Origin of the sequence: Streptomyces sp. SID13031 (assembly GCF_010548305.1) — a bacterium.
Lineage (GTDB): Bacteria > Actinomycetota > Actinomycetes > Propionibacteriales > Kribbellaceae > Kribbella.
Map to the genome: position 1 here is coordinate 191,893 of NZ_JAAGLV010000005.1, position 20,537 is coordinate 212,429.

The 20,537-nt window shown below is 68.7% G+C and carries 20 protein-coding genes and 1 pseudogene; 8 read left to right on the forward strand and 13 right to left on the reverse strand.

Going from position 1 to position 20,537, the window contains the following annotated elements:
* The first annotated feature begins 5 nt into the window (after positions 1-5).
* Positions 6-521, forward strand: a complete 516-nt coding sequence (locus tag G3I17_RS12835) for a putative immunity protein (RefSeq protein ID WP_164596211.1) — start codon at positions 6-8, stop codon at positions 519-521.
* Between the two features lie 24 nt (positions 522-545).
* Here G3I17_RS12835 and G3I17_RS12840 read toward each other — a convergent pair.
* The 3 genes and pseudogenes from G3I17_RS12840 to G3I17_RS12850 all read right to left on the reverse strand — a co-directional run bounded on the left by G3I17_RS12840 (position 546) and on the right by G3I17_RS12850 (position 2,904).
* Positions 546-1,260 (reverse strand): annotated as a pseudogene (locus G3I17_RS12840) (VOC family protein).
* A gap of 139 nt (positions 1,261-1,399) precedes the next feature.
* Positions 1,400-2,230, reverse strand: a complete 831-nt coding sequence (locus G3I17_RS12845; RefSeq protein WP_164596212.1) for an aminoglycoside phosphotransferase family protein — start codon at positions 2,228-2,230, stop codon at positions 1,400-1,402.
* A 98-nt stretch (positions 2,231-2,328) separates the two neighbouring features.
* Positions 2,329-2,904, reverse strand: a complete 576-nt coding sequence (locus G3I17_RS12850) for a cysteine hydrolase family protein (RefSeq protein ID WP_164596213.1) — start codon at positions 2,902-2,904, stop codon at positions 2,329-2,331.
* A 113-nt stretch (positions 2,905-3,017) separates the two neighbouring features.
* Between G3I17_RS12850 and G3I17_RS12855 the strand changes: the two genes are divergently transcribed.
* A complete protein-coding gene (locus G3I17_RS12855) occupies positions 3,018-3,968 on the forward strand; it encodes a WYL domain-containing protein (protein WP_164596214.1) in 951 nt (316 codons plus the stop codon).
* An 8-nt stretch (positions 3,969-3,976) separates the two neighbouring features.
* Here the strand turns inward: G3I17_RS12855 and G3I17_RS12860 are convergent, their stop codons facing one another.
* Complete coding sequence (locus tag G3I17_RS12860; protein ID WP_164596215.1) at positions 3,977-4,426, reverse strand: GNAT family N-acetyltransferase; 450 nt, start codon at positions 4,424-4,426, stop codon at positions 3,977-3,979.
* Between the two features lie 156 nt (positions 4,427-4,582).
* On the opposite strand from G3I17_RS12860, the gene G3I17_RS12865 reads away from it, so the two are divergent.
* Positions 4,583-5,482, forward strand: a complete 900-nt coding sequence (locus G3I17_RS12865; protein WP_164596216.1) for a toxin-antitoxin system, toxin component — start codon at positions 4,583-4,585, stop codon at positions 5,480-5,482.
* Between the two features lie 50 nt (positions 5,483-5,532).
* Here G3I17_RS12865 and G3I17_RS12870 read toward each other — a convergent pair whose 3' ends face one another.
* Entirely contained in the window at positions 5,533-5,958 is a 426-nt protein-coding gene (locus tag G3I17_RS12870) for a nucleoside deaminase (RefSeq protein WP_164596217.1), read from the reverse strand.
* Positions 5,955-6,809: an LLM class flavin-dependent oxidoreductase gene (locus tag G3I17_RS12875; protein WP_164596218.1), complete on the reverse strand. Its 855-nt coding sequence runs from the start codon at positions 6,807-6,809 to the stop codon at positions 5,955-5,957. Before G3I17_RS12875 ends, G3I17_RS12870 begins: the two co-directional genes overlap by 4 nt.
* 93 nt (positions 6,810-6,902) lie before the next feature.
* Here G3I17_RS12875 and G3I17_RS12880 point away from each other — a divergent pair, with 93 nt between their 5' ends.
* Entirely contained in the window at positions 6,903-7,397 is a 495-nt protein-coding gene (locus G3I17_RS12880) for an Lrp/AsnC family transcriptional regulator (RefSeq protein WP_239062475.1), read from the forward strand.
* Between the two features lies 1 nt (position 7,398).
* On the opposite strand, the gene G3I17_RS12885 is transcribed toward G3I17_RS12880, so the two are convergent.
* From G3I17_RS12885 to G3I17_RS12895, 3 genes are all read right to left on the reverse strand, one after another.
* Positions 7,399-7,833 carry an OsmC family protein gene (locus G3I17_RS12885; protein WP_164596219.1) on the reverse strand — a complete coding sequence of 145 codons (435 nt, stop codon included), beginning with the start codon at positions 7,831-7,833 and terminating at the stop codon, positions 7,399-7,401.
* 30 nt (positions 7,834-7,863) lie between these two features.
* The gene (locus G3I17_RS12890; RefSeq protein WP_164596220.1) at positions 7,864-8,517 is read right to left on the reverse strand and encodes an SDR family oxidoreductase; all 654 of its coding nucleotides are present in this window, start codon (positions 8,515-8,517) and stop codon (positions 7,864-7,866) included.
* Between the two features lie 65 nt (positions 8,518-8,582).
* Entirely contained in the window at positions 8,583-10,463 is a 1,881-nt protein-coding gene (locus tag G3I17_RS12895) for a propionyl-CoA synthetase (RefSeq protein WP_164596221.1), read from the reverse strand.
* Between the two features lie 69 nt (positions 10,464-10,532).
* Here G3I17_RS12895 and G3I17_RS12900 point away from each other — a divergent pair, with 69 nt between their 5' ends.
* The gene (locus tag G3I17_RS12900) at positions 10,533-11,456 is read left to right on the forward strand and encodes a threonine/serine dehydratase (RefSeq protein ID WP_164596222.1); all 924 of its coding nucleotides are present in this window, start codon (positions 10,533-10,535) and stop codon (positions 11,454-11,456) included.
* Positions 11,457-11,459: 3 nt separating this feature from the next.
* On the opposite strand, the gene G3I17_RS12905 is transcribed toward G3I17_RS12900, so the two are convergent.
* The gene (locus G3I17_RS12905; protein ID WP_164596223.1) at positions 11,460-12,089 is read right to left on the reverse strand and encodes a rhomboid family intramembrane serine protease; all 630 of its coding nucleotides are present in this window, start codon (positions 12,087-12,089) and stop codon (positions 11,460-11,462) included.
* Positions 12,090-12,322: 233 nt separating this feature from the next.
* Here G3I17_RS12905 and G3I17_RS12910 point away from each other — a divergent pair, with 233 nt between their 5' ends.
* Positions 12,323-13,537: a Cmx/CmrA family chloramphenicol efflux MFS transporter gene (locus tag G3I17_RS12910; protein ID WP_164596224.1), complete on the forward strand. Its 1,215-nt coding sequence runs from the start codon at positions 12,323-12,325 to the stop codon at positions 13,535-13,537.
* Between the two features lie 9 nt (positions 13,538-13,546).
* Here the strand turns inward: G3I17_RS12910 and G3I17_RS12915 are convergent, their stop codons facing one another.
* Positions 13,547-14,959 (reverse strand): APC family permease, encoded by a 1,413-nt coding sequence (locus tag G3I17_RS12915; protein ID WP_164596225.1) that lies wholly within the window; start codon positions 14,957-14,959, stop codon positions 13,547-13,549.
* A gap of 203 nt (positions 14,960-15,162) precedes the next feature.
* Between G3I17_RS12915 and G3I17_RS12920 the strand changes: the two genes are divergently transcribed.
* Positions 15,163-16,128, forward strand: a complete 966-nt coding sequence (locus G3I17_RS12920) for a transcriptional regulator TrmB (protein ID WP_164596226.1) — start codon at positions 15,163-15,165, stop codon at positions 16,126-16,128.
* Here the strand turns inward: G3I17_RS12920 and G3I17_RS12925 are convergent.
* Both G3I17_RS12925 and G3I17_RS12930 read right to left on the reverse strand, forming a co-directional pair.
* On the reverse strand, positions 16,125-16,892 hold the full coding sequence (locus tag G3I17_RS12925; protein WP_164596227.1) for a peroxide stress protein YaaA: 768 nt from the start codon (positions 16,890-16,892) through the stop codon (positions 16,125-16,127). The genes G3I17_RS12920 and G3I17_RS12925 overlap by 4 nt on opposite strands.
* Complete coding sequence (locus G3I17_RS12930) at positions 16,889-17,833, reverse strand: aldo/keto reductase (protein ID WP_164596228.1); 945 nt, start codon at positions 17,831-17,833, stop codon at positions 16,889-16,891. The genes G3I17_RS12925 and G3I17_RS12930 overlap by 4 nt, the downstream gene beginning before the upstream one ends.
* Positions 17,834-17,891: 58 nt before the next feature.
* Here G3I17_RS12930 and pepN point away from each other — a divergent pair, with 58 nt between their 5' ends.
* Positions 17,892-20,348 carry an aminopeptidase N gene (gene pepN / locus G3I17_RS12935; protein WP_164596229.1) on the forward strand — a complete coding sequence of 819 codons (2,457 nt, stop codon included), beginning with the start codon at positions 17,892-17,894 and terminating at the stop codon, positions 20,346-20,348.
* Positions 20,349-20,537: the final 189 nt, after the last annotated feature.

The following is a 20,537-nucleotide window of genomic DNA, read 5'->3' on the forward strand; positions in this document are numbered from 1 at the left end:
CGACCGTGATCCTGCCGAAGATTCAAGACCCCCGTCTCGTGACGATCCGCCGCGGTGGGAGCCTCGCCGACTCGGATCACCATCTCCTCGCGCTCTGGGCGGCATCGTGCGCAGAGCACGTCCTTCACCTCTTCGAGTCGGTTCAGCCGGAGGACTCGCGGCCGCGTCAGGCGATCGAGCACGCCCGTGCCTGGGTGCGTGGCGAGGTCAAGATGATGGAGGCGCGGGCGGCGGGCGGCCATGCGATGGGCGCGGCCCGAGACCTGCGTGGGGCAGCTAGGTTCGCCGCGTACGCCGCCGGCCAGGCTGGGGTGGTTGCGCATGTCGCTGCGCACGACCTCGGCGCCGCCGCGTATGCGATCAAGTCCGTACGGGCCGCGGCAGCGGGAAGCGATGGCGTGGCCGCTGGGCGAGTCGAGTGCCAATGGCAGCGTGATCAGCTGCCATTGGCGATTCGCGAGCTCGTCCTTGACGATCAGCGGTTGCGGAACGATATCTGCTGGTCGGTGTTCGACTGCTGAGTACGCCGAGGCACCGGCCAGTGGCTAGCTGGAGGACCGTACGGAGAACTCGTTGCCGTCGGGGTCGAGCATCGGCACCGAGCCGTCCTCCCCCGCTGCGACGTCGTCGTGCTTGGCGCCGAGTGCGACGAGGCGATCGATCTCTGTCTGCTGATCGCTGTCCGCGGGTGGCGCGATCTCGAAGCGCAGCCGGTTCGTGCCGGTCTTCAGTCTTACCGGCGGGCCGCCCCAGCTGATCTTCGAGCCGCCTTGCGGTGACTGGATCGCGGTTTCCTCGTCCTCGTCCCAGACCAGCGGGCCAGCCGAGCGCTTCGCTCCAGAAATAGCCGACCGCCTGCGAACCGTCGGACGACAAGGCTCCGATCGCGCCGGTGCCGGCGAGGAAGTTGTTACCCGGCTCGATCACGCAGAACTCGTTGCCTTCGGGGTCGGCGAGGACGACGTGGTCCTCGTCGGGCTGCTGGCCGACGTCGTGGTGCCGGCCGCCGAGCTCGAGCGCCCTCGCGACCGTCTTCTGCTGGTCCTCCAGCGAGCTGCTCGTCAGATCGAAGTGCATCTGGTTCGGCTCGGTCTTGGCTGCCTCGGTCGCAAGGAACCGGATCGCGAAACCGTTGGCGTCCGTCGGCAGAATCGTGACGCCGTCTTCGGCCGTCTGCCGGCCCAGGACACCGCCCCAGAAACGCGCGAGACCGGCCGGGTCCTTCGCGGCAAAGCACAGTGCGACGAGGTGAGAGGTCATCCATTGACGCTAGGTGCCCGACGCCGGATGAGGCAATTCATTTGATCAGAACGCGAAGTTCCCGCCGATCCAAGAGCCGCAGCATCTGGTGGCTGGGGGGGCGATTCTCTCGCGTGGCTGACTCAGCGTGGGCTCGGGCTCAGCGTGGGGTCAGGGCTTCGGTGAGCATGCGGAGGCCTTGTTGTTCGAAGGGCTCGCTGCCTACCTGGTGGGCCCAGGCGGTGGTACCGATTGATTCGCGGATGCGTTGACGTTGCCAGGTTTCGGGGTCGCGGGGGTCGGTGCCGTAGCCGTCGAGGAAGGCAGCTTCGAGGGCTGGGGCTGTGCGGAACTGCTGGGCGCTGAGTCGGCCGAAGTCCGCGTACGCCGGGCGTAGGCCGGCGCGGCCGAAGTCGATCACGCTGACTGTTCCTTCGTGGATGAGCCAGTTGCGGGGTTGCCAGTCGCCGTGAGTCGGGACCAGCAAGGTGGTGGGCGTCGGCCAGGACCTGATGGTTGCGCGGAGCTGGTCCGCGACGCCCGGCGCGATTCGGTGGGGTTTGTCGAGCCAGGCGAGCGCCTTCTTGTTTTCCGCTGCCTCGAAGTCGCCCTCGATCGCGAGCTGGCCGTGGAGTTGCGCGAGCAGTTGGCCGGCTTGGCGGTAGGTCTCGGGGGCGTACTCATGGTCGGTGCCCTGGACCAACTCCCCCGGCAGGTAGCGAGTGACGAGCAGCTTGGCATCCTCGTCGCCGTGGACGAGCTCGGGCGCTCTGCCCTGCGCTGTCCACGGTTTCAGCCAGGACTGATGTGCCTGCACCTCCCGAGCGATGTGGCTGTCGGCGGTGTCCCCCGCCTTCACGACGTACCGGATGCCGTCCTGCATCAGTTCGAGCACGGTCGTCCCGACCAGCCCCCAGCTGAGATCTCTCACCACCTCACCCCGAGGCAACCACCCCGCCAGAAGCTCCCGTTGCCGCTGCTCCATGCTCATGCCGCAAGTCTGCCCATCACCTGAACCCCCGCCCGAAGCACCCCGAGCTTGAACCAACCCGCCGACGCCGAACCCGTCGGAGACGAGGTGGGGTGGTGTCAGGCAGGTTCTGTAGATGGGGTTCCACGGAGGTCTGCTTCTGCGGTGGTGGTTGTGCCTGCTTGGCGGTTGGGGGCCCGGTGGTATGTCCAGTAGAGGTTCGTGTGGGCGATGACCTTGTCGGGGGTCGGTGCGCCCCATTCGGATTGGTCTTCGGTGGTGTGGGCGTCGCTGACCAGGAGGGTGTCGTAGCCGCGGACGATGGCGCCATGCAGGGTCGAGCGGATGCACTCGTCGGTTTGGGCGCCGGCGATGACGAGTCGGCCGATCTGCTGGGCGGCGAGGACGGACTCCAGGTCGGTCTCCTCGAAGGAGTCGGGGTAGCGCTTGTGCACGACGGGCTCGGACTCCCCCTGCTTCAGCTCGGGGACGTACTGCCAGCCGTCGGTGCCGATCGGCATTCCCTCGTTGGAGTGCTGGATCCAGATCACCGGGACATCGTCGGCGCGGGCCTTGTCGACCAGGGTGGCGATGTTCGCGACGACGGCGTCGCGGTTGTACGAGCCCGCCATCACGTCGTTCTGCACGTCGATCACGACCAGGGCGGACCCCGGCCGGTCGTTCAGCGTCGTCATCGCTGTCTCCTTCACCCGCTCGGCTGCTGTCGGCCCCAATGCTAGGAGGGCCCGTCGACAGTTTTCAGTCAAAGTTGTCAGCTGGTGAGCAGTTTGTTTGGGAGGATCGGTTCATGCGTGCTGACCGGCTGGTGGCGACCTTGCTGCTGATGCAGGCTCGGGGGCGGGTGACCGCGGCCGAGCTGGCTCAGGAGCTGGAGATCTCCGTGGCGACGGCCCGGCGGGATCTGGAGGCTTTGTCGACGGCAGGGATCCCGGTCTATCCACAGCCTGGGCGCAACGGTGGATGGTCCCTGCTCGGTGGGGCGCGGACGGATCTGAGCGGTCTCAACGCGACCGAGGCGCAGGCGCTGTTCCTGCTCGTCGGGCCGGCCGCCTCCGTCGCGCCTGAGGCGAAGGCCGCGCTCAGGAAGTTGGTGCGGGCGTTGCCGGACACCTTCCGCGCGGATGCCGAGGCGGCGGCTGAGGCGGTGGTGATCGACCCGGCGCGCTGGGGCGAACACGTCAAGGAACGCCCCGAGATGGTCCGCCGCCTCCAGGACGCCGTCGTTCGGCGGGTGAAGGTCAGACTCCGGTATTCCGGCCGCGGTCGCGGCGAGACCGAGCGCCTCGTCGACCCGCTCGGCCTGATCGACAAGGACGACATCTGGTACTTGATCGCCGGCACCGACAAGGGCCAGCGCACCTTCCGGGTCGAGCGGATCAAGGATGCTGAGCTCACCGGCGTACCGGCTGTTCGGCCGGCCGATTTCGACCTCTCCACGGCGTGGAACCGGGTGGTGGAGGAAATGGAGCAGCAGCGGTCGTTGCTGGCGGCGACGTTGCTGATCGAGGAGCGTTTCGTCTGGGTGATGCAGGATCGCCATGGCCGGCACCTCGAGGTGGTCGGCCCGGTGGACGACGGCCGGATCAAGCTCCGCCTTACCGCGCCCACTCCCCTGATGATCGCCCAGAACCTGGCCGGCTGGGGTGCCACGATCGAAGTACTGGACCCACCGTCTGTACAGGCCGAGCTCGCGCGGCTCGGGACGGAGCTCACGTCTCGCTACAGCGGGACGGCCTAGCCGAGTCTCTACAGCGGGATCGAGTAGAGGATGAAACCGCGGTTCTCGGCGACCTGGTCGTAGAGGCGGCGGGCGGTCGCGTTGGACTCGTGCGTCGACCAGTAGACGCGTCCGCAGTTCCTGTCGGCGGCCCACTCGGTGACAGCTGCGATCAGAGCCCGGCCGACGCCACGGCCGCGGGCCGCCGGGGTGGTGAAAAGGTCTTGTAGATAACAGGAATCGGCCGAGGTGGTGCTCGCGTGGGTGAGGAAATGCACGATGCCGGCCACCTCGCCGTCGATTCTGGCGGCCAGCGCGTGAATGCGGGTACCGGCCTGGAATTCCGCCCAGGAATGGTCGAAGAATTCGGCCGGCATGGTCCGTCCGTAGAATTCGTTGTAGCCGGCGAAGAGCTGCTGCCAGCGCTCACGGTCGGCCGGTTCTAGCGGGCCGACGGTCAGTTTCAGGGAGTCGCTCATCAAGCATCCTTCGAGGTTCGGTGACGGATGGGGACCGGGTGATGACGCGCGGTGGCGATCAGGTCACCGTTTCATACCGGAGTGGGTGGCTGAAGTCTTTCGATGAGTAGGGTGCGGTGTTCGGTGATGTCCCAAATCGAGTAACAGGATTCATTCGTGACCACTCCCCCTCAGCAACCGCCGTTCCAGCCCGGCGGTGGCGGCTATGTTCCCCCGCCCGGTCAGCCGCCTTACGGTCAGCCCCCATACGGGCAGCCGCAGCCGCCCTACCAGCAGCCGGGTCAGCCGCAGGGTCAGCCGCCGTTCCCGCAGTACGGGCCGGGTGGACCGCAGGGCGGGCAGTACCAACAACCTCAGCCGGGCCAGCCGCCTTACGGTCAGCCCCCATACGGGCAGCCGCAGCCGCCGTACCAGCCTCAGCCGCAACCAGGGCAGTACCCGCAGGGGCAGTTGCAGTGCCGGTTCTGTGGTGGAGTGCCGGCCGTCGAGGCGACCGTGCGCGGTCACCAGGGCTTCATCGTGTTGATGCGCTTCCTGAAGCTGCAGGGTCCGTTCTGCAAGACCTGTGGCACGGCGGCGACCCGCGACCTGACCGCGAAGAGCATGTGGCAGGGCTGGTGGGGTATCGCGTCGTTGATCATCAACCCGATCACGATGTTCTTGAACCTCGGCACCTACTCGAAGTTCAAGAACCTGCCCGAGCCGGCGCCGGGTGCGCCCGGCCGGCCGATGGATCCGGGCAAACCGCTGTTCAAGCGCCCGGTCGCGCTCGGCCTGCTGCTCCCGATCGTGGTCATCGCGCTGCTTGTCACGCTCGCCAACCTGACCAGCGAGCCGTCGGCCGCGGTCGGTTCGTGCGTCTACAACAAGGGCACCGCGGCGAAGCCGAACGTGAAGGTCGTCGACTGCACCGCCAGCGAGGCGGACTACAAGGTGGTCGGCCGGATCGACGGCACCGCGAACGGCGACGAGTGCGCCCGCTTCGAGGACTCGACCGTGTCCTACACCGACGAGAGCCGCTCCAAGAAGTACACCCTCTGCCTGGCGCCCAACTAGTACTGCGCTCCGCCCGGCCGCCAGTTGAGCGGCCGGGCGGGCAAGCCACGTCAGACGTAGTAGCCGTCGACGGGCACCCGGGCCTCGTCGTACAGGGCTGGGCCTTCTTGAGGTACCGCTGCGAAGCCGCCGCCCGGCTTGAGGCCGTTGAGTTGCTCGCCGGATAGTGCGTAGACGACCTGGCCGAGGCCGGAGCGTTCGATGGCGCCGGTGCACATGCCGCACGGCTGGCAGCTCGTGTACATCGTGGTGCCGGCTGCGGTGTCGGCGTCCAGTTCCCGGGCGGCCCATTTGGCGAGCTTGAGTTCGGGGTGGGCGCTGATGTCGCCTTCGGTGATGCTCGTGTTGTGGTCCTCGGCGATCACCGTGCCGTCGGGGCCGACGAGCAGTGAGCCGAACGGTGGGTTGCCGGACTCCCGAGCCGTCGCGGCCAGGGCGATCGCGTGGCGCAGGAAGTCTTCTGCTTCGGGGGTCACAACTGCTCCAGTTCTTTGCGTTGCCAGGACGCCGCGACGGTCGCGAGGTCCTTCCAGGCGTACTGCGGTCGTTCGGTCTCGGCCGGATCGCCACCGAAGGGATCCAGCACTACGGTCGCCGCACCCAATTGCCGCAACTCCTCCAGGTCGCTCAGCACCTGGTCGATCGATCCCTCCCCCGCCACCCGCTCCGCGTCGGGCAGGGGCGCCGGGGTGAGCCGCAACATGATCCGCGGCGCAAACCCTGGTACAGCGCGGCCCTCCTCGTCGGCCAGCTCCTTCAGGCGAGCCAGCTTGTCGCGCATCCAGTCGACGCGCTGGCGCAGTGGATGCCATGCATCTCCGAGCTGTACTGCGCGCCGCAGCCCGGCGTCGCTGCCACCGCCGACCCAGATCGGGATGTGGCCGGCGCGGTAGTCGGCGTCGTTCGCCCATGCCGTGCGGACGTCACGGATCAGCTCGTCGGTGAGCTTGCCGCGGCGGGTGAAGTCGACGCCGAGCGCCTCGAACTCCTGTCGCGCCCAGCCCACCCCGAGCCCGAGCACGAAGCGCCCGCCGCTCAATGCGTTGAGGTTGGCGGCCATCCGCGCGACCAGCAACGGATGCCGGTACGGCGCGATCAGTACCGTCGTACCGAGGCCGATCCGGGTGAACCCGGCCAGCCAGCTGAGCGTGGTGAAGGGCTCGTAGAAGGGTGCCGGGTACTGCACCGCGACGTCGGGCGTGATTGCGACATGGTCGGAGACCATCAGCCGGTCGTAGCCGAGCCTTTCGACGGTCTGGGCCCAGTCGCGGAGCCGGCCGGGGTCGGTACCGGGGCCGAAGTTGGGGACGTTCACGGCGAGTTGCACCCGTTCAGGCTATCCAGCCGGAATGGCCCGTTTGAAGAGATTCCTCGGCGAAAACCGCCCTTGGGGCCGTGGATTCACCGGTAGATTCGCTGGATGACCGAGACCCCACAAATGCTGACCCCACCCCGCCACCCCAGTCAGGTTGATCCGACCGACTGGGCGATCCTGGTCGAGGTGCAGCGCGACGGCCGGATCCCGCTGACCGAGCTGGGCCGGCGGGTGAACCTCAGCGCGTCCGCGACCACGGAGCGGTTGAAGCGGCTGGAGGCGACCGGCGTGATCAGCGGCTATCGCGCCGACGTCGACCTCGCGAAGGTGGGGTTCGCGGTGCTGGCCGTCGTACGGCTCAAGTATCCCGGCAACAAGCACGACCCGCTGAAGAAGCTGCTCGAGCGCCGCTTCGAGATCCTGGAGTGCCTGCGCACGACCGGCGACGACTGCTACTCCCTCAAGGTCGCGGCCGGGTCGATGGCGCACCTGGAGGAACTCGTCAACGAGCTGACCGAGTTCGGCAGCACCACCACCAACCTCGTCTACAGCCAGACCCAGCCCTACCGAGGCCCCCAGGCGCCGCCGCCGGAGCTGTAGGTCAGCCGAAGAGGGTGGTCGTGACCGGGGTGCCCAGTTCCACCGTGCGGCTGACGGTGCACAGGCGGTCGTGGGACATCTTGATCGCGCGCGGCAGTGCCTCACGGGCCTTGTCGCCGTCTTCGCCCTCGGGGAAGGTGATGATGAACTCGACCGCGAGGTTCTCGATCCGGTTGCCCTGCTCGGGGTCGCGGACCTTGTCGCCGCTGACCGTCGCGCGGAACTCGGTCGGCTCGGCCCGGCGGCTCGTCACGACGTCGACGTCGATCGCCGAGCAGGTGCCGATCGCGGCCAGCAGCAGCTCGACCGGGGTGAAGTCGGTGTCGGTCTCGCCGCCGGAGCCGACCGACAGGCTGCCGCCGCGGATGTTGCGGACCTCGTACTTGCTGTTGGCGGTGCGCTCGAACTGCACCTGCCGGCGGGTGTCGTCGCCCATATCCGTCACAATCTGTTGCCAGCGGCAACGTCAGAGGGTGGCCAGGGCCTCGGCGGCCGGGGTGTCGCCGGCGATCAGCTCGAGGGTGCGGCCGATCGCGCCGGGGGTGTTGCACAGGCCCGCCAGGACGAGCGCGACGTCGTCGCGGGTGACGCTGCCGCGTCCGGTCTTGTCGGCGAGCAGTACCAGACCGGTGCCGGGGTCGTTGGTGAGCGATCCCGGGCGCAGCACGGTCCAGTCGAGCCCGTCGCGGGCGCGCAGGTTGTCCTCGGCGGCCTTCTTGGCCTTCAGATAGATCGTGAAGTCGTCGGCGGGATCCAGCTCGTCGGCCCGGTCGGCACCCATCGAGCTGACCTGCACGTGCCGCCGTACGCCGGCCTGCTCGGCCGCGTCGGCGAGCAGGCCGGCGGCACCGCGGTCGACGGCGTCCTTGCGGTCGTTCCCGCTGCCCGGCCCGGCACCGGCCGAGAAGATCGCGACGTCCGCGCCGGCCAGCACCTTGGCGACGTCGTCGACCTCGGCCGACTCCAGGTCCAGTACTGCGGCCTCGCCGCCGGCCGCCTCGATATCGGCCTCGTGCGCGGGGTTGCGCACCAGCCCGACGACCGAGTGCCCGTCCGCGGTGAGCAGCTTCGTCAGCCGCAGCGCGATCTGTCCATGTCCACCAGCTATTACGACTCGCATACCCCCGAGCCTAAGTCACCACCGATACACATGTTTGCCCCCGGTGCCGGCGCAGCCGCTGAGCGTCACGAGTCGTGCCGCAGGATCGGGCGGAGCGCGTCCAGCACGCCGGCGTCCTCGATTGTCGACGGGACCGGTTCGTCGCGGCCGTCGGCGATGCCGCGCATCGTCTTGCGCAGGATCTTGCCCGACCGCGTCTTCGGCAGCGCATCCACGACGGCCACCTCCCGGAACGCCGCCACCGGCCCGATGTCCCGGCGTACCGCGGCGACCAGCTCCGCCTGCAGCGCTTCCGGCGAGATCGTCGTGCCCGCCTTCAGTACGACGAGTCCGCGCGGCAGTTGTCCCTTCAAAGCGTCGTGCACTCCGATCACCGCGCACTCCGCCACCGCAGGATGCGCGGCGAGGACGGCCTCCATGCTGCCAGTCGACAGGCGGTGCCCTGCCACGTTGATCACGTCATCGGTCCGGCCCATCACGAAGACATAGCCGTCGGCATCGACGTACCCCGAGTCGCCGGTCAGGTAGTACCCGTCGTACCGGCTCAGGTAGTTGTCGATGTAGCGCTGGTCGTCTCCCCACAGGGTCGGCAACGCGCCCGGCGGCAGCGGCAGCTTGATCGCGATCGACCCCTCCTCCCCCGCAGGCAGCCGGCTACCGGCGCCATCAAGGACCTGCACATCCCACCCGGGCAGCGGCACAGTGGCCGACCCGGGCTTGACCGGCAGCGGCTCGAGACCGCGCGGGTTCGCGACGATCGGCCAGCCGGTCTCGGTCTGCCACCAGTGATCCACCACCGGTACGCCGAGCTTGTCGTGAGCCCAGCGATACGTCTCGGGGTCGAGTCGCTCGCCGGCCAGGAAGAGCGTCTTGAACCCGTCCAGCCTGTACTTCGACAGCTCGCGCGCCTCGGGATCGACCTTCTTGATCGCCCGGAGTGCGGTCGGCGCCGTGAAGAGCGCTTTCACGCGATGCTCGGAGATCACCCGCCAGAAGGCGCCCGCGTCCGGCGTACCGACGGGCTTGCCTTCGTAGAGCACGGTGGTGGCGCCGATCAGCAGCGGCGCGTAGACGATGTAGGAGTGCCCGACGACCCAGCCGACATCGGAGGCGGTCCACCAGACGTCGCCGGGCTTGATGTCGTAGACGGCGCCCATCGTCCAGGCGAGCGCGACCGCATGGCCGCCGTTGTCGCGGACGACACCTTTCGGCTTGCCGGTCGTACCGGAGGTGTAGAGCACGTAGAGCGGGTCGGTCGCGGCGACGGGCACCGGATCGGCCGGGATCGCGCCAGAGATCGCGCTCTCCCAGGAAAGATCGCGCTCTCCGAGCTTCCCGAGCGCTTGTTCGCGTTGCAGCACCACGGTCCACTCGGGCTGGTGGGCCGAGAGTTCGAGGGCGGTGTCGATGATCGGCTTGTACTCGACCACCCGGGTCGGCTCGATGCCGCAGGAGGCCGCGACGATCACCTTGGGTGTCGCGTCGTCGATCCGTGCGGCGAGCTCCTTCGGGGCGAACCCACCGAAGACGACCGAGTGGACCGCGCCGAGTCGCGCGCAGGCGAGCATCGTGATCACGGCCTCGGGGATCATCGGCAGGTAGACGATCACCCGATCACCGACCCCGACGCCCAGACCGCGCAGCGCACCCGCGAAGACAGCCACCTCGTCGCGCAGCTCGGTATACGTGTAGCTGCGGGTGGTACCGGTGACTGGTGAGTCGTAGATCAGGGCGGTCCGGTCGCCGAGCCCGGCCTCGATGTGGCGATCGAGCGCGTTGTACGACGTATTGAGCTCGCCATCGGGGAACCAGCGGTAGATCGGTGCCGCAGAGTCGTCGAGTGCTCGCGTGGGTGGCCTGGTCCAGCTGATTGCGCCGGCCGCTTCCAGCCAGAACCCCTCCGGGTCCGTCAGGCTGCGGCGGTGACTGTCCTCGTACGCGCCCATCTGGTCGCCTCCAATTCATCGTGAAGCTCGACCCACGGTAGTCCTGATCCGCGTGGCAGGGTGGGACACATGACTGTGACTCGTGACGACATCCAGCTCGCTGCCCGACGGATCGACGGCCGCGTTCGCCGTACGCCGGTACTGCGGGTGTCGCCGACGCTGACCTTCAAGCTGGAGCTGCTGCAGCACGTCGGCTCGTTCAAGCCGCGTGGCGCGTTCAACCGGTTGCTGGTGGCCAAGGAGCAGGGCAAGCTCACCGGGCAGGGCGTCGTCACCGCGTCTGGCGGGAACGCCGGTCTGGCCGGCGCGTACGCCGCTCGCGAGCTCGGTGTACCGGCGCGGATCTTCGTGCCGGTCAATGCGCCCGCGGCGAAGGTCGCGCGGTTGCGGACGCTGGACGCCGATGTCGTGCAGATCGGGAACGAGTACGCGGAGGCGTATGAGGCGGCTGTCGCCGAGGCCGGGCAGTCGGGGGCGTTGCTGCTGCACGCCTACGACCAGCCGGAGGTGGTGGCAGGTCAGGGGACGATCGGGCTGGAGTTGCTGGAGGATCTGGGCGACGATTTCGACACCGTGCTGGTGGCCGTTGGCGGTGGCGGCCTGATCGGTGGCATCGCGACCGCCCTCGGCGACCGCGCCCAGGTGGTGGGCATCGAGCCCGAGTTGGCTCCCACCCTGGCCAAGACGCTCGACGCAGGCGAGCTGGTCGACGTACAGGTCGGTGGTGTCGCGGCGGACTCGCTCGGTGCCCGCCGCTTCGGAGCCCTCGCCTTCGAGGCCGTCCAGGCGAACGGCGTCCAGTCGGTGCTCGTCACCGAGGACTCAATCGTTGCCGCCCGCAACGAATTCTGGCGCGAGTACCAGCTCGCCGTCGAGCACGGCGCCGCAGTCACGTACGCGGCCCTGCAAACCGGCGCCTACCAGCCGGCACCAGGCGAGCGGGTCGTCGCAGTCATCTGCGGCGCGAACACCGACCTCTCAACGATCGGCTAGCGCTCAGATCACCGGACGCGGGGTGGCGGCGATGGCCTTCGGGCGGTCGTCGGACAGGACCCAGGCGGCGAAGATGCCGGCGATGCCGCCGAAGAGGTGGCCCTGCCAGGAGATGCCGTCTTGTGGGAGGAGGCCGCTGAGCAGGCCGCCGCCCCAGATGAGGACGACGAGAACGCCGATCGCGACCTGGCCGAGGCGGCGGTTGAAGACGCCGCGGGTGATCAGGTAGCCGGCGAAGCCGAAGACCAGGCCGCTCGCGCCGATCGTGTTCGAGTGCGGCGGTGAGGTCAGCCAGGTGCCGAGGCCGCCGATGGTCGCGACGATCGCGGTCACCGAGAACAGCCGCAGCGCGCCGCTGAAGGCGATCAGCGCGCCGAGCGCGAGGAGCGGCAGCGTGTTCGAGATCAGGTGCCCGAACCCGCCGTGCAGGAACGGCGAGGTGAGGATGCCGAACAGGCCGTCCGGGTCGCGGGCGAGGATCCCGTACTGGTCGAGCTTGCCGTTCAGGGCGGTGTCGACGATCTCGCTCAGCCACATCAGCCCGACCAGGACGCCGAGCAGTATCAGGCCGCTGGTGATCTTGGCGCCGTCGACGACGCTGCGGGTGCGTCGCGCTGGGGTCGGGTAGCTCATGCACCAACTCTGCCCGATCTCGCCAAACCGCACAGCAGCGCAGGCCGCGACACGCACCTGATTCGAGTTGCAGGAAGCTGCAACGACTGTCCGGGGTCTGGGCGTGGCGCTGCGTGATCGTAGTTGCTCGGTCACACTGGATGACAGCGGTCGCGATACTCGCCGTCACCGGCCGAGGCAGACCGCTTCTGAGCCGCCCTGTACGACCCAGAAGCCGGAGGGGACCTTCCGTAATGCCGATCGCTGTCTACATCCTGGCCCTGGCCATCTTCGCCCAGGGCACGTCCGAGCTGATGCTGGCCGGCCTGCTGCCGGAGATGGCGGAGGATCTCGGCGTGTCCATCCCGGCCGCCGGCCTGCTGATCTCGGCGTTCGCGGTCGGCATGCTGATCGGCGCTCCGGTGCTGGCCGTGGCCACGTTGCGCTGGTCGCGGCGGACGGCGTTGCTGGTGTTCCTCGCCCTGTTCGCGGTGAGCCACGTCGCCGGGGCACTCACCCCGAACTACGAGATCCTGCTGGTCACCCGCGTGGTCGGCGCTTTCGTGTATGCCGGGTTCTGGGCGGTGGCCGCCGTCACGGCGGTCGGGCTCGTCCCTGTCACCTCGCGGGCGCGGGCGATGAGCGTCGTCACCGGCGGGCTCACGATCGCGACGATCGTCGGACTGCCGGCCGGCACCCTGATCGGTCAGCACTTCGGCTGGCGGGCGGCGTTCTGGGTGGTTGCTGTCATGTCGATCTGCGCGATGGCCGGGGTGCTGGCGACGATCCCGCTCGGTCGGCCCGATCCCAGCAGAACACCGCGGATGTCCGCCGAGCTGCGCGCGATGGTGAACCCGCGGCTGTGGCTGTCCTACGCCACCACCGCACTCGTCACCGCCGCGATCCTGGTGGTCTTCAGCTACTTCGCTCCCCTGCTCACCGAGACGACCGGCCTGCATCCAGGCGCCGTACCGGCCGTTCTCGCCCTGTACGGCGTGGGCTCGCTGATCGGCATCACGATCGGCGGCCGGTACTCCGATGCGTTGCCCTTCCGCACCCTGGCGATCGGGATCAGCGGGTTGTGCGCGATGTCGACCGTGCTCGCGGTCTGGGCGACGACGCCGGTGGTCGCGATCGCGGCGATCTTCCTGCTCGGCGGCTTCGGGTTCGCGGTGAACCCGGCGCTCAACGCGCGGGTGTTCAGCCTCGCCGGTGACGCGCCGACGCTGGCGACGGCGGTCAACTTCTCGTCGTTCAACGTCGGCATCACGATCGGCCCGTGGATCGGCGGGCTGGCGATCGGCAGCGGTGCCGGCTACGAGACGCTCGGGTGGCTCGCCGTCGTCCTCGGTCTGGGTTCACTGGGCACTGTCGCGCTCGCCATGCTGCTGCCTCTCCCCGTGGCCGGCCGGCCACGTCCGATCGGCCACGCAGTGGTGCCGACCGGACGTAGTACCGATGTCGCCTAGTCAGTACGCCTAGTTGACCGGGCCGCTCTGGTCGAGGTGGCTCGGGTCGAAGTCGGACTTGCGCTTGAAGACGTACTTGTTCAGCAGCCAGGTGAGCGCCCACAGGCCGACGCCGACGACCATCAGGTAGCCGGCGATCTTGTAGTCCTGCTTGGCCCGGCCCGACAGTGGGCTGGCCAGGTAGACGCAGAGGACGACGCCGAGCACCGGCAGCGCGGTCGGTGCGTGGAAGTGCTTGTGCTCGACCGGGTCGCGGCGCAGTACCAGGACGGCGACGTTGACGATCGCGAACACGCACAGCAGCAGGAACGCGGTGGTGCCGCCCAGCGCGGTCAGATCGGCGTACCCGATCAGCAGGAACGCCAGTAGCGTCGTGAACAGGATCGCTACCCACGGTGTGCGGCGGCGGTGCAGGACGCGTCCGAGCGGACCGGGCAGCACCTTCTCGTGGGACATGCCGTAGAGCAGGCGGCTGGCCATCAGCATGTTGATCAGCGCCGAGTTCGCCACCGCGAACATCGTGATCCAGGCGAAGATCTGGATCGGGAAGTCCGGGGCGCCGGCCTGGATCACTTTCAGCAGCGGCGTGGCGCCCTTGTTCAGCTCCTCCGGCGACACCAGCGCCACGGCCGAGATCGCGACCAGGATGTAGATCACGCCGGTGACGCTGAGGCCGATCAGCATGATCTTGGGGAAGATCTTGACCGGGTCCTTGGTCTCCTCGGCCATGTTCACCGAGTCCTCGAAGCCGACCATCGCGAAGAACGCCAGCGCCGTCGCCGCCGTCACCGCGCTGAACGGCGACTCACCGTCCGGGGTGTTGAACTGGGTCAGCCGGGCGGTGTCGCCGTCGCCGTGGGCCAGCGCCCAGGCGCCGACCCCGATCACGATCAGCAGACCGGTCAGCTCGACGATGGTGAGCACCACGTTCGCCTTCACGCTCTCACCGACACCGCGCAGGTTGACCAGGGCGATCAGCGTCATGAAGCCGAGGGCGGTGATCATCAGCACCGAACCGCGGTCGGGATCGATCTTCAGCGCCGAGAAGAAGTTCGCCGCGAACGCCTTCGAGGCGCTGGAGGCCGAGGTCAGCCCCGAGCACATCACCGCGAAGGTGAGCAGGAAGGTGAGGAAGTGGATGCCGAACGCCTTGTGCGTGTAGACCGCGGCGCCACCGGCCTTCGGGTACTTCGTCACCAGTTCGAGGTAACTCGTCGCCGTCAGCATCGCGACGACGAACGCGCACAGGAACGGTAGCCAGACCGCGCCGCCGACCTCGCCGGCCACCTTGCCGGTCAGCGCGTAGACGCCGGTGCCGAGGATGTCGCCGACCACGAACAGCAGCAGTAGTCCCGGCCCCATCACGCGTTTCAGTTCGGGGCGGTCCTGCGTCGCGGTGGATGCACTCGCGCTCTCGCTCATCCTGCCTCCAGGTCTCTCGGTATCGGCACATCGTCCCACCGGATCGGCGTAGCCGCCTGTCGGCACAGGTCACGGTGTGGTCGCAAGGGGTCGACCGGGAGTAGTCGATCCACGCCTATTGTGACGATCTAAAGGGGGTCGCGCTGACCCCCGGATGGAGCGAGACTGGCTGCGGCTTTTGTGTGAACCGATCAGGAGGTCGTGTGCTCGAGTCGGTCGGGGTGGATGCACCGGACGAAGAGGCCTATCGCGCCTTGCTGGCCAGTCCGGGTTGCCGCGTGGACGACCTGGCCAAGCGGCTCGGTCGCGACCTGGACGAGCTGCGCGACACGGTCGCCCGGCTCGAGCAGCTCGGGTTGCTGACCACGGCCGGAGACGAGCCGGTACGGCTGCTGCCGACCCGGCCGGACGTCGCGATCGACGCGCTGGTCGCTGTCCGCCGGGCCGAGCTCGACCGGGTGCGGGACGAGGCACGGCTGATGCTTGCGGATCTCAGGACGCAGGAGCAGTACCAGCCGGAGAACCTGGTCGAGGTGATCATCGGGCAGGAAGCGATCGCGGCCCGGTTCGCCCAGTTGCTCAACGGGACGCGCGAACAGCTCCTGGTGCTCGACCAGCCGCCGTACGCGTCGAAGACCGAGCAGTCGGCCAGCCAAGTCCGTGGTTTGCTCCGCGAAGGGGTGAGCGTCCGGGGGATCTACTCCCCCGACTCCCTCGACGTACCGGGCGGGGTCGAGAAGGCCTTCAGCTTGGCCGATGCCGGCGAGACGTCGCGGGTGCATCCGCAGGTGCCGATGAAGCTGGCGGTGTTCGACCGGACGGCCGCGCTGCTGCCGCTGTCTCTCGACCAGCTCGTCGAGGGTGCGCTCATCGTCCATCCCTGCGCGCTGCTCGACGCGTTGCTCGAGATGTTCAAGCTGCTGTGGGACCAGGCCGTACCGGTGGTGCCGGCCCGAATGGACCCGCTCGACGCCCGGCTGATGACGCTGCTCGCGGCCGGTTTCAAGGACGACGCGATCGCGCGACAGCTCGCACTGAGCAGCCGTACGGTCGGTCGCCGGGTCGCCGAGCTGATGGAGACGCTCGGCTCCCGCACCCGCTTCCAGGCCGGCATCCACGCACACCGCCGCCAGCTGCTGGGAGAGGAAAGCCCCCCACCGGAGGGCTAGTCGTGCTCCACCACGGTGAGAGTCCACGCTGCGCCGGTCGGCTCGAGCTCGGCGTTCCAGCGGTCGGAGATCAGCTTGTGCAGCGACTTCGGCGTACCGGGGTCTTTGCCTGACTCCAGGAGGTGGCGAGCCACCAGACCGCGGGTGTGCTTCGCGTTGTGCGAGACGACCGAACGGACTCCGCCGCGCTCGCGCACGACGGAGATCGACACCCACTTGGCCGCCTGCTCGCCCACGGGTCTCCACGCGGCGGCATACGTCGACGAGCGGCAGTCGACGATCACCGAGTTGCCGGCGGCCTTCTCGAGCGACGCCGCCAGCGGATCACGCCAGACCGAAGCGAGGGGCCCGAGCCCCGGCAGCGTCGTCCCCATCGACAGCCGGTACGCCGGTACGCGGTCCGCCATCCGCAAAGCACCCCAGGCAGCCGACATCACCAGCAGCCGCGAGTTGGCCCGGCGCTTGGTGCCAGGCGACATCGTCGAGTAGCCCAGCGCGTCGTACAGGACCCCCGAGTACAGCTCTGACACGGGCACCGACGGCTCGGAGCGCCATCTCGTGTTCCGCTCGACCTCATTCTTCAACGAGGCGCCGACACCCAGTACGCCGTACGCATCGGGCGTCGAACTCACCTTGGCCAGCGTCTCCAGCACCGACTCGCGGACCGGATTGAGCTCCGGGAACGACAGCGTCGGCAGCTGGACCGCCTTGCCCCGCGAGCGGCCGGACTTGCCCTCGGACGGCGGCAGCAGGATCAGCGTCACGTCAACTCGTCCAGGGCAGCCAAGTCCTCGAACGTCGGCTCCCAGAGCCCGGCCGCGACGTTCTGCTCGATCTGCTCCGGCCTGCTGGCGCCGGCGATCACGGAGGAGACCGTCGGCTGGGCTGCCAGCCCGCCGATGGCGACGTCCAGCAGCGTGAGGTCGCGCTCGGCCGCGAAGGTCTCGAGGGCCTCGATCTTGTCGAAGTCGGCGCGCGCCAACCGCTCGGGCTGCTTCAGCAGCCGGGTGCCGGCGGGTGCGTCCTCGCCCCGCTTGTACTTGCCCGTCAGCAGGCCGGCCGCGAGCGGGAAGAACGGCAGTACTCCGATGCCGAGGTGCTCGCAGGCGGGGATCAGCTCGTCCTCCGCCTCACGCTCGAGCAGGTTGTACCGGTTCTGCGCGCTGATGAAGTGCTCGGCGCCCGCGGTCCGCGCGGCCCAGTCGGCATCGACCACCTGCCAGCCCGCGAACTGCGAGCTGCCGAGGTAGCGAACCTTGCCCTCGGCAACCAGCTCGGACAGCGCGGCCAACGTCTCCTCGATCGGCGTGACCTCGTCCGGCACGTGCAGCTGGTAGAGGTCGATCCAGTCCGTGCCCAGCCGGCGAAGGCTCGACTCGACCGCCTTGCGGATGTAGCGGCGCGAACCGCGCACCCCCCAGTCGGGCCCGTTGTCGCCCTTCATGTCGCCACCGAACTTGGTGGCGATCACCGCCTCGTCGCGCCGCCCGGCCAGTGCCTTGCCGAGGATCTCCTCGCTCGACCCCTGCTCGCCGCGGTACACGTCGGCGGTGTCGAACAGCGTGATCCCCGCGTCGAGTGCCGCGGTCACCACGGCCCCGGCTTGAGCGGCGTCGATCCGGCCGCCGAAGTTGTTACAGCCCAGGCCCACCACACTCACGGTGAGGCCGGAGTCACCCAGCTGGCGATACTCCATCTCGGTCATGGGCAAACTGTATCCATGGCTCTGCCGGAGCCTTCGGCGACCGCATAGAGTGCTCGGCATGCCGAGTCTCACCGTCGACGGCGCCCGCACCCGGGCCGCCGCGCTGTCCGTCCATTCGTACGACGTCGATCTCGACCTCACCCAGGGCGAGCGGACGTTCGGATCCACTACCAGGATCGTCTTTTCGGCCACCAACCAGTCCAGCTGGCTGGATGTGCGGCCCGAGGTGCTGACCTCGGTCACGCTGAACGGGACGCCCGTCGACGTGGCGGGTCTGAGTGACGGCAGGCTAGCGCTGACCGGTCTGACCGCGGAGAACGAGCTCGTCGTGGTCGCCTCGATGCTCTACTCGAACGACGGCGAGGGCCTGCACCGCAGCGTCGACGCGGCCGACGGGCTGACCTACCTGTACGCGATGTCGTTCCTGGACGCCGCGCCCCGGATCTTCGCCTGTTTCGACCAGCCCGACCTCAAGGCGCCGTACCGGATGAAGATGACGGTTCCGCCGGAGTGGATCGTGCTCGGCAACGGCGCCGCGACCCAGGTGTCGCCGGGCCGCTGGGAGCTGGCCGAGACGAAGCCGCTCTCGACGTACTTCGTCACGCTGGTCGCCGGTCCGTACCACCAGATCCTCGGTGAGCACGACGGCATCCCGCTCGGCCTGGTCTCGCGGCGGTCGCTGGCCGAGGCGCTCGACCGCGAGGCCGAGGACCTGTTCGAGGTGACCGGCCAGGCCTTCGACGAGTTTCACCGGCTGTTCGGGTACCGCTACCCGTTCGGCGAGTACCACCAGGCTTTCGTCCCCGAGTTCAACGCCGGCGCGATGGAGAACCCGGGCTGCGTGACGTTCCGCGACCAGATGGTCTTCCGCTCGACCGTCACCGAGGGCGAGCGCAGCAACCGGGCCCGGACAGTCGTGCACGAGATGGCGCACCAGTGGTTCGGCGACACGGTGACGATGCAGTGGTGGAACGACCTGTGGCTGAACGAGTCATTCGCGGAGTACATGGCGCACCGGGTGGCGACCACCGCGACGCGGTACACCGACAACTGGATCGACTTCGCCTTCGTCCGCAAGTGGTGGGGCCAGCAGGCCGACCAGCGGTCCTCGACCCACCCCGTCGCCGCCGACGCGGTCAAGGACGCGCTCGCCTCGCTCGACGACTTCGACGGCATCTCCTATGCCAAGGGCGCGGCGGTGCTCAAGCAGCTCAACGCCTACCTCGGTGACGAGGTGTTCCTGAACGGCGTGAAGGCGCACATCAGCGCGAACGCGTTCGGCAACGCGACCTTCGCCGACCTGGTCGCGAAGTGGACCGAGGCCGGCGCGGTCGACCTGGAGGCGTGGGCACAGCACTGGCTCCGCACGCCGGGCATGGACACGATCACTGCCGAGCGCACGGCCACCGGCCTCAAGCTGTACCGCAAGGCTCCTGCCGATCACCCGGCCGACCGCCCGCACCAGCTGACCATCGGTGGGTACGACGAATCCGGCCACGGCAGCTCCGTACCGGTTCTGCTCGACGCCGATGAGGTCGAGGTCGCGCTGGATCCGTTGATCGCGGTCGTCGTACCGGACGCGGGCGACGACACCTGGGCGAAGATCCGCCTCGACGCGCAGAGCCTGGGCAAGCTGACGGCGGTGATGCCGAAGATCGAGGACGGCGTGACCCGCGCGGTGATCCTGAACAGCCTGCGCGACGCGACCGCCGACGCCGAGCTCGATCCGCGACTCGGCTTCGACGTCGTACTGGCCGCGCTGGCCACGGAGACCAGCGACATCGCCGTCGGCACGATGACCGGCTGGGCGAGGTCCCTGCTGGGCCGCTACCTCCCGCTCGAGCCGTACCGGGCACGACTGGCCGCAGCGCTGACCGAGCGCCTTCAGTCGGTACCGGCCGGGAGCAGCCTGCAACTCGCCGTCGCGCGTGGCGTCGTCTGGACGACCGACGACCTGGAGCTGCTGACCGGGTGGCTCGCGGGCGACGACGTACCGGAAGGTCTGGCCGTCGACGCCGATCTGCGGTGGCTGGTCATGCTGGCGCTGGCGGCCCTCGGAGCCGTCGACGACGCCGGGATCGACGCCGAACTGGCCCGCGACGCGTCGTCAGAGGGTGTCGTGCACGCGACCCGGTGTCGCGCGGCCCTGCCGACGGCAGAGGCGAAGGAGCGCGCCTGGGCGCAGATCACCACCGACGCCGACATCGCCAACTACGAGTTGTATGCCGCCTGCGAGGGTTTCTGGCGCCACGGCCAGCGCGAGCTGACAGCGCCGTACGTCGACCGGTATTTCGCGGAGATCGCGGCTACCGAGAAACTGCGTTCGGGCTGGGTGGTCGCCAGGACCGCGCAGCTGGCGTTCCCGGCCTACGAGATCGATGACCGCGTGGTCGCGCTGGCAGCCGGCCTGATCGCGAACGAGGAGGTTCCGGCCGGGATCCGGCGGGCGGTCGGGGATCACCACGACGACCTGCTGCGCGCGCTCGCGGTCCGTGTGGCGTACCCGGTGAACTGACCGGTTTCCGGACGGTTTGCGGGGACTCGGTGTCCGGATCACGCGCGGTTGTGACTAGTGTGACTGAAGTGACGACAAGGACCCTTCTGAGCAGGCAAGATGGGGATTTGTGACGCAACCTCCACAATGACCGGCGGGCACGGCGCGCCGGTCTTGGTCGAGGCGCAGGTATCGGGAGAGACTGTCAAG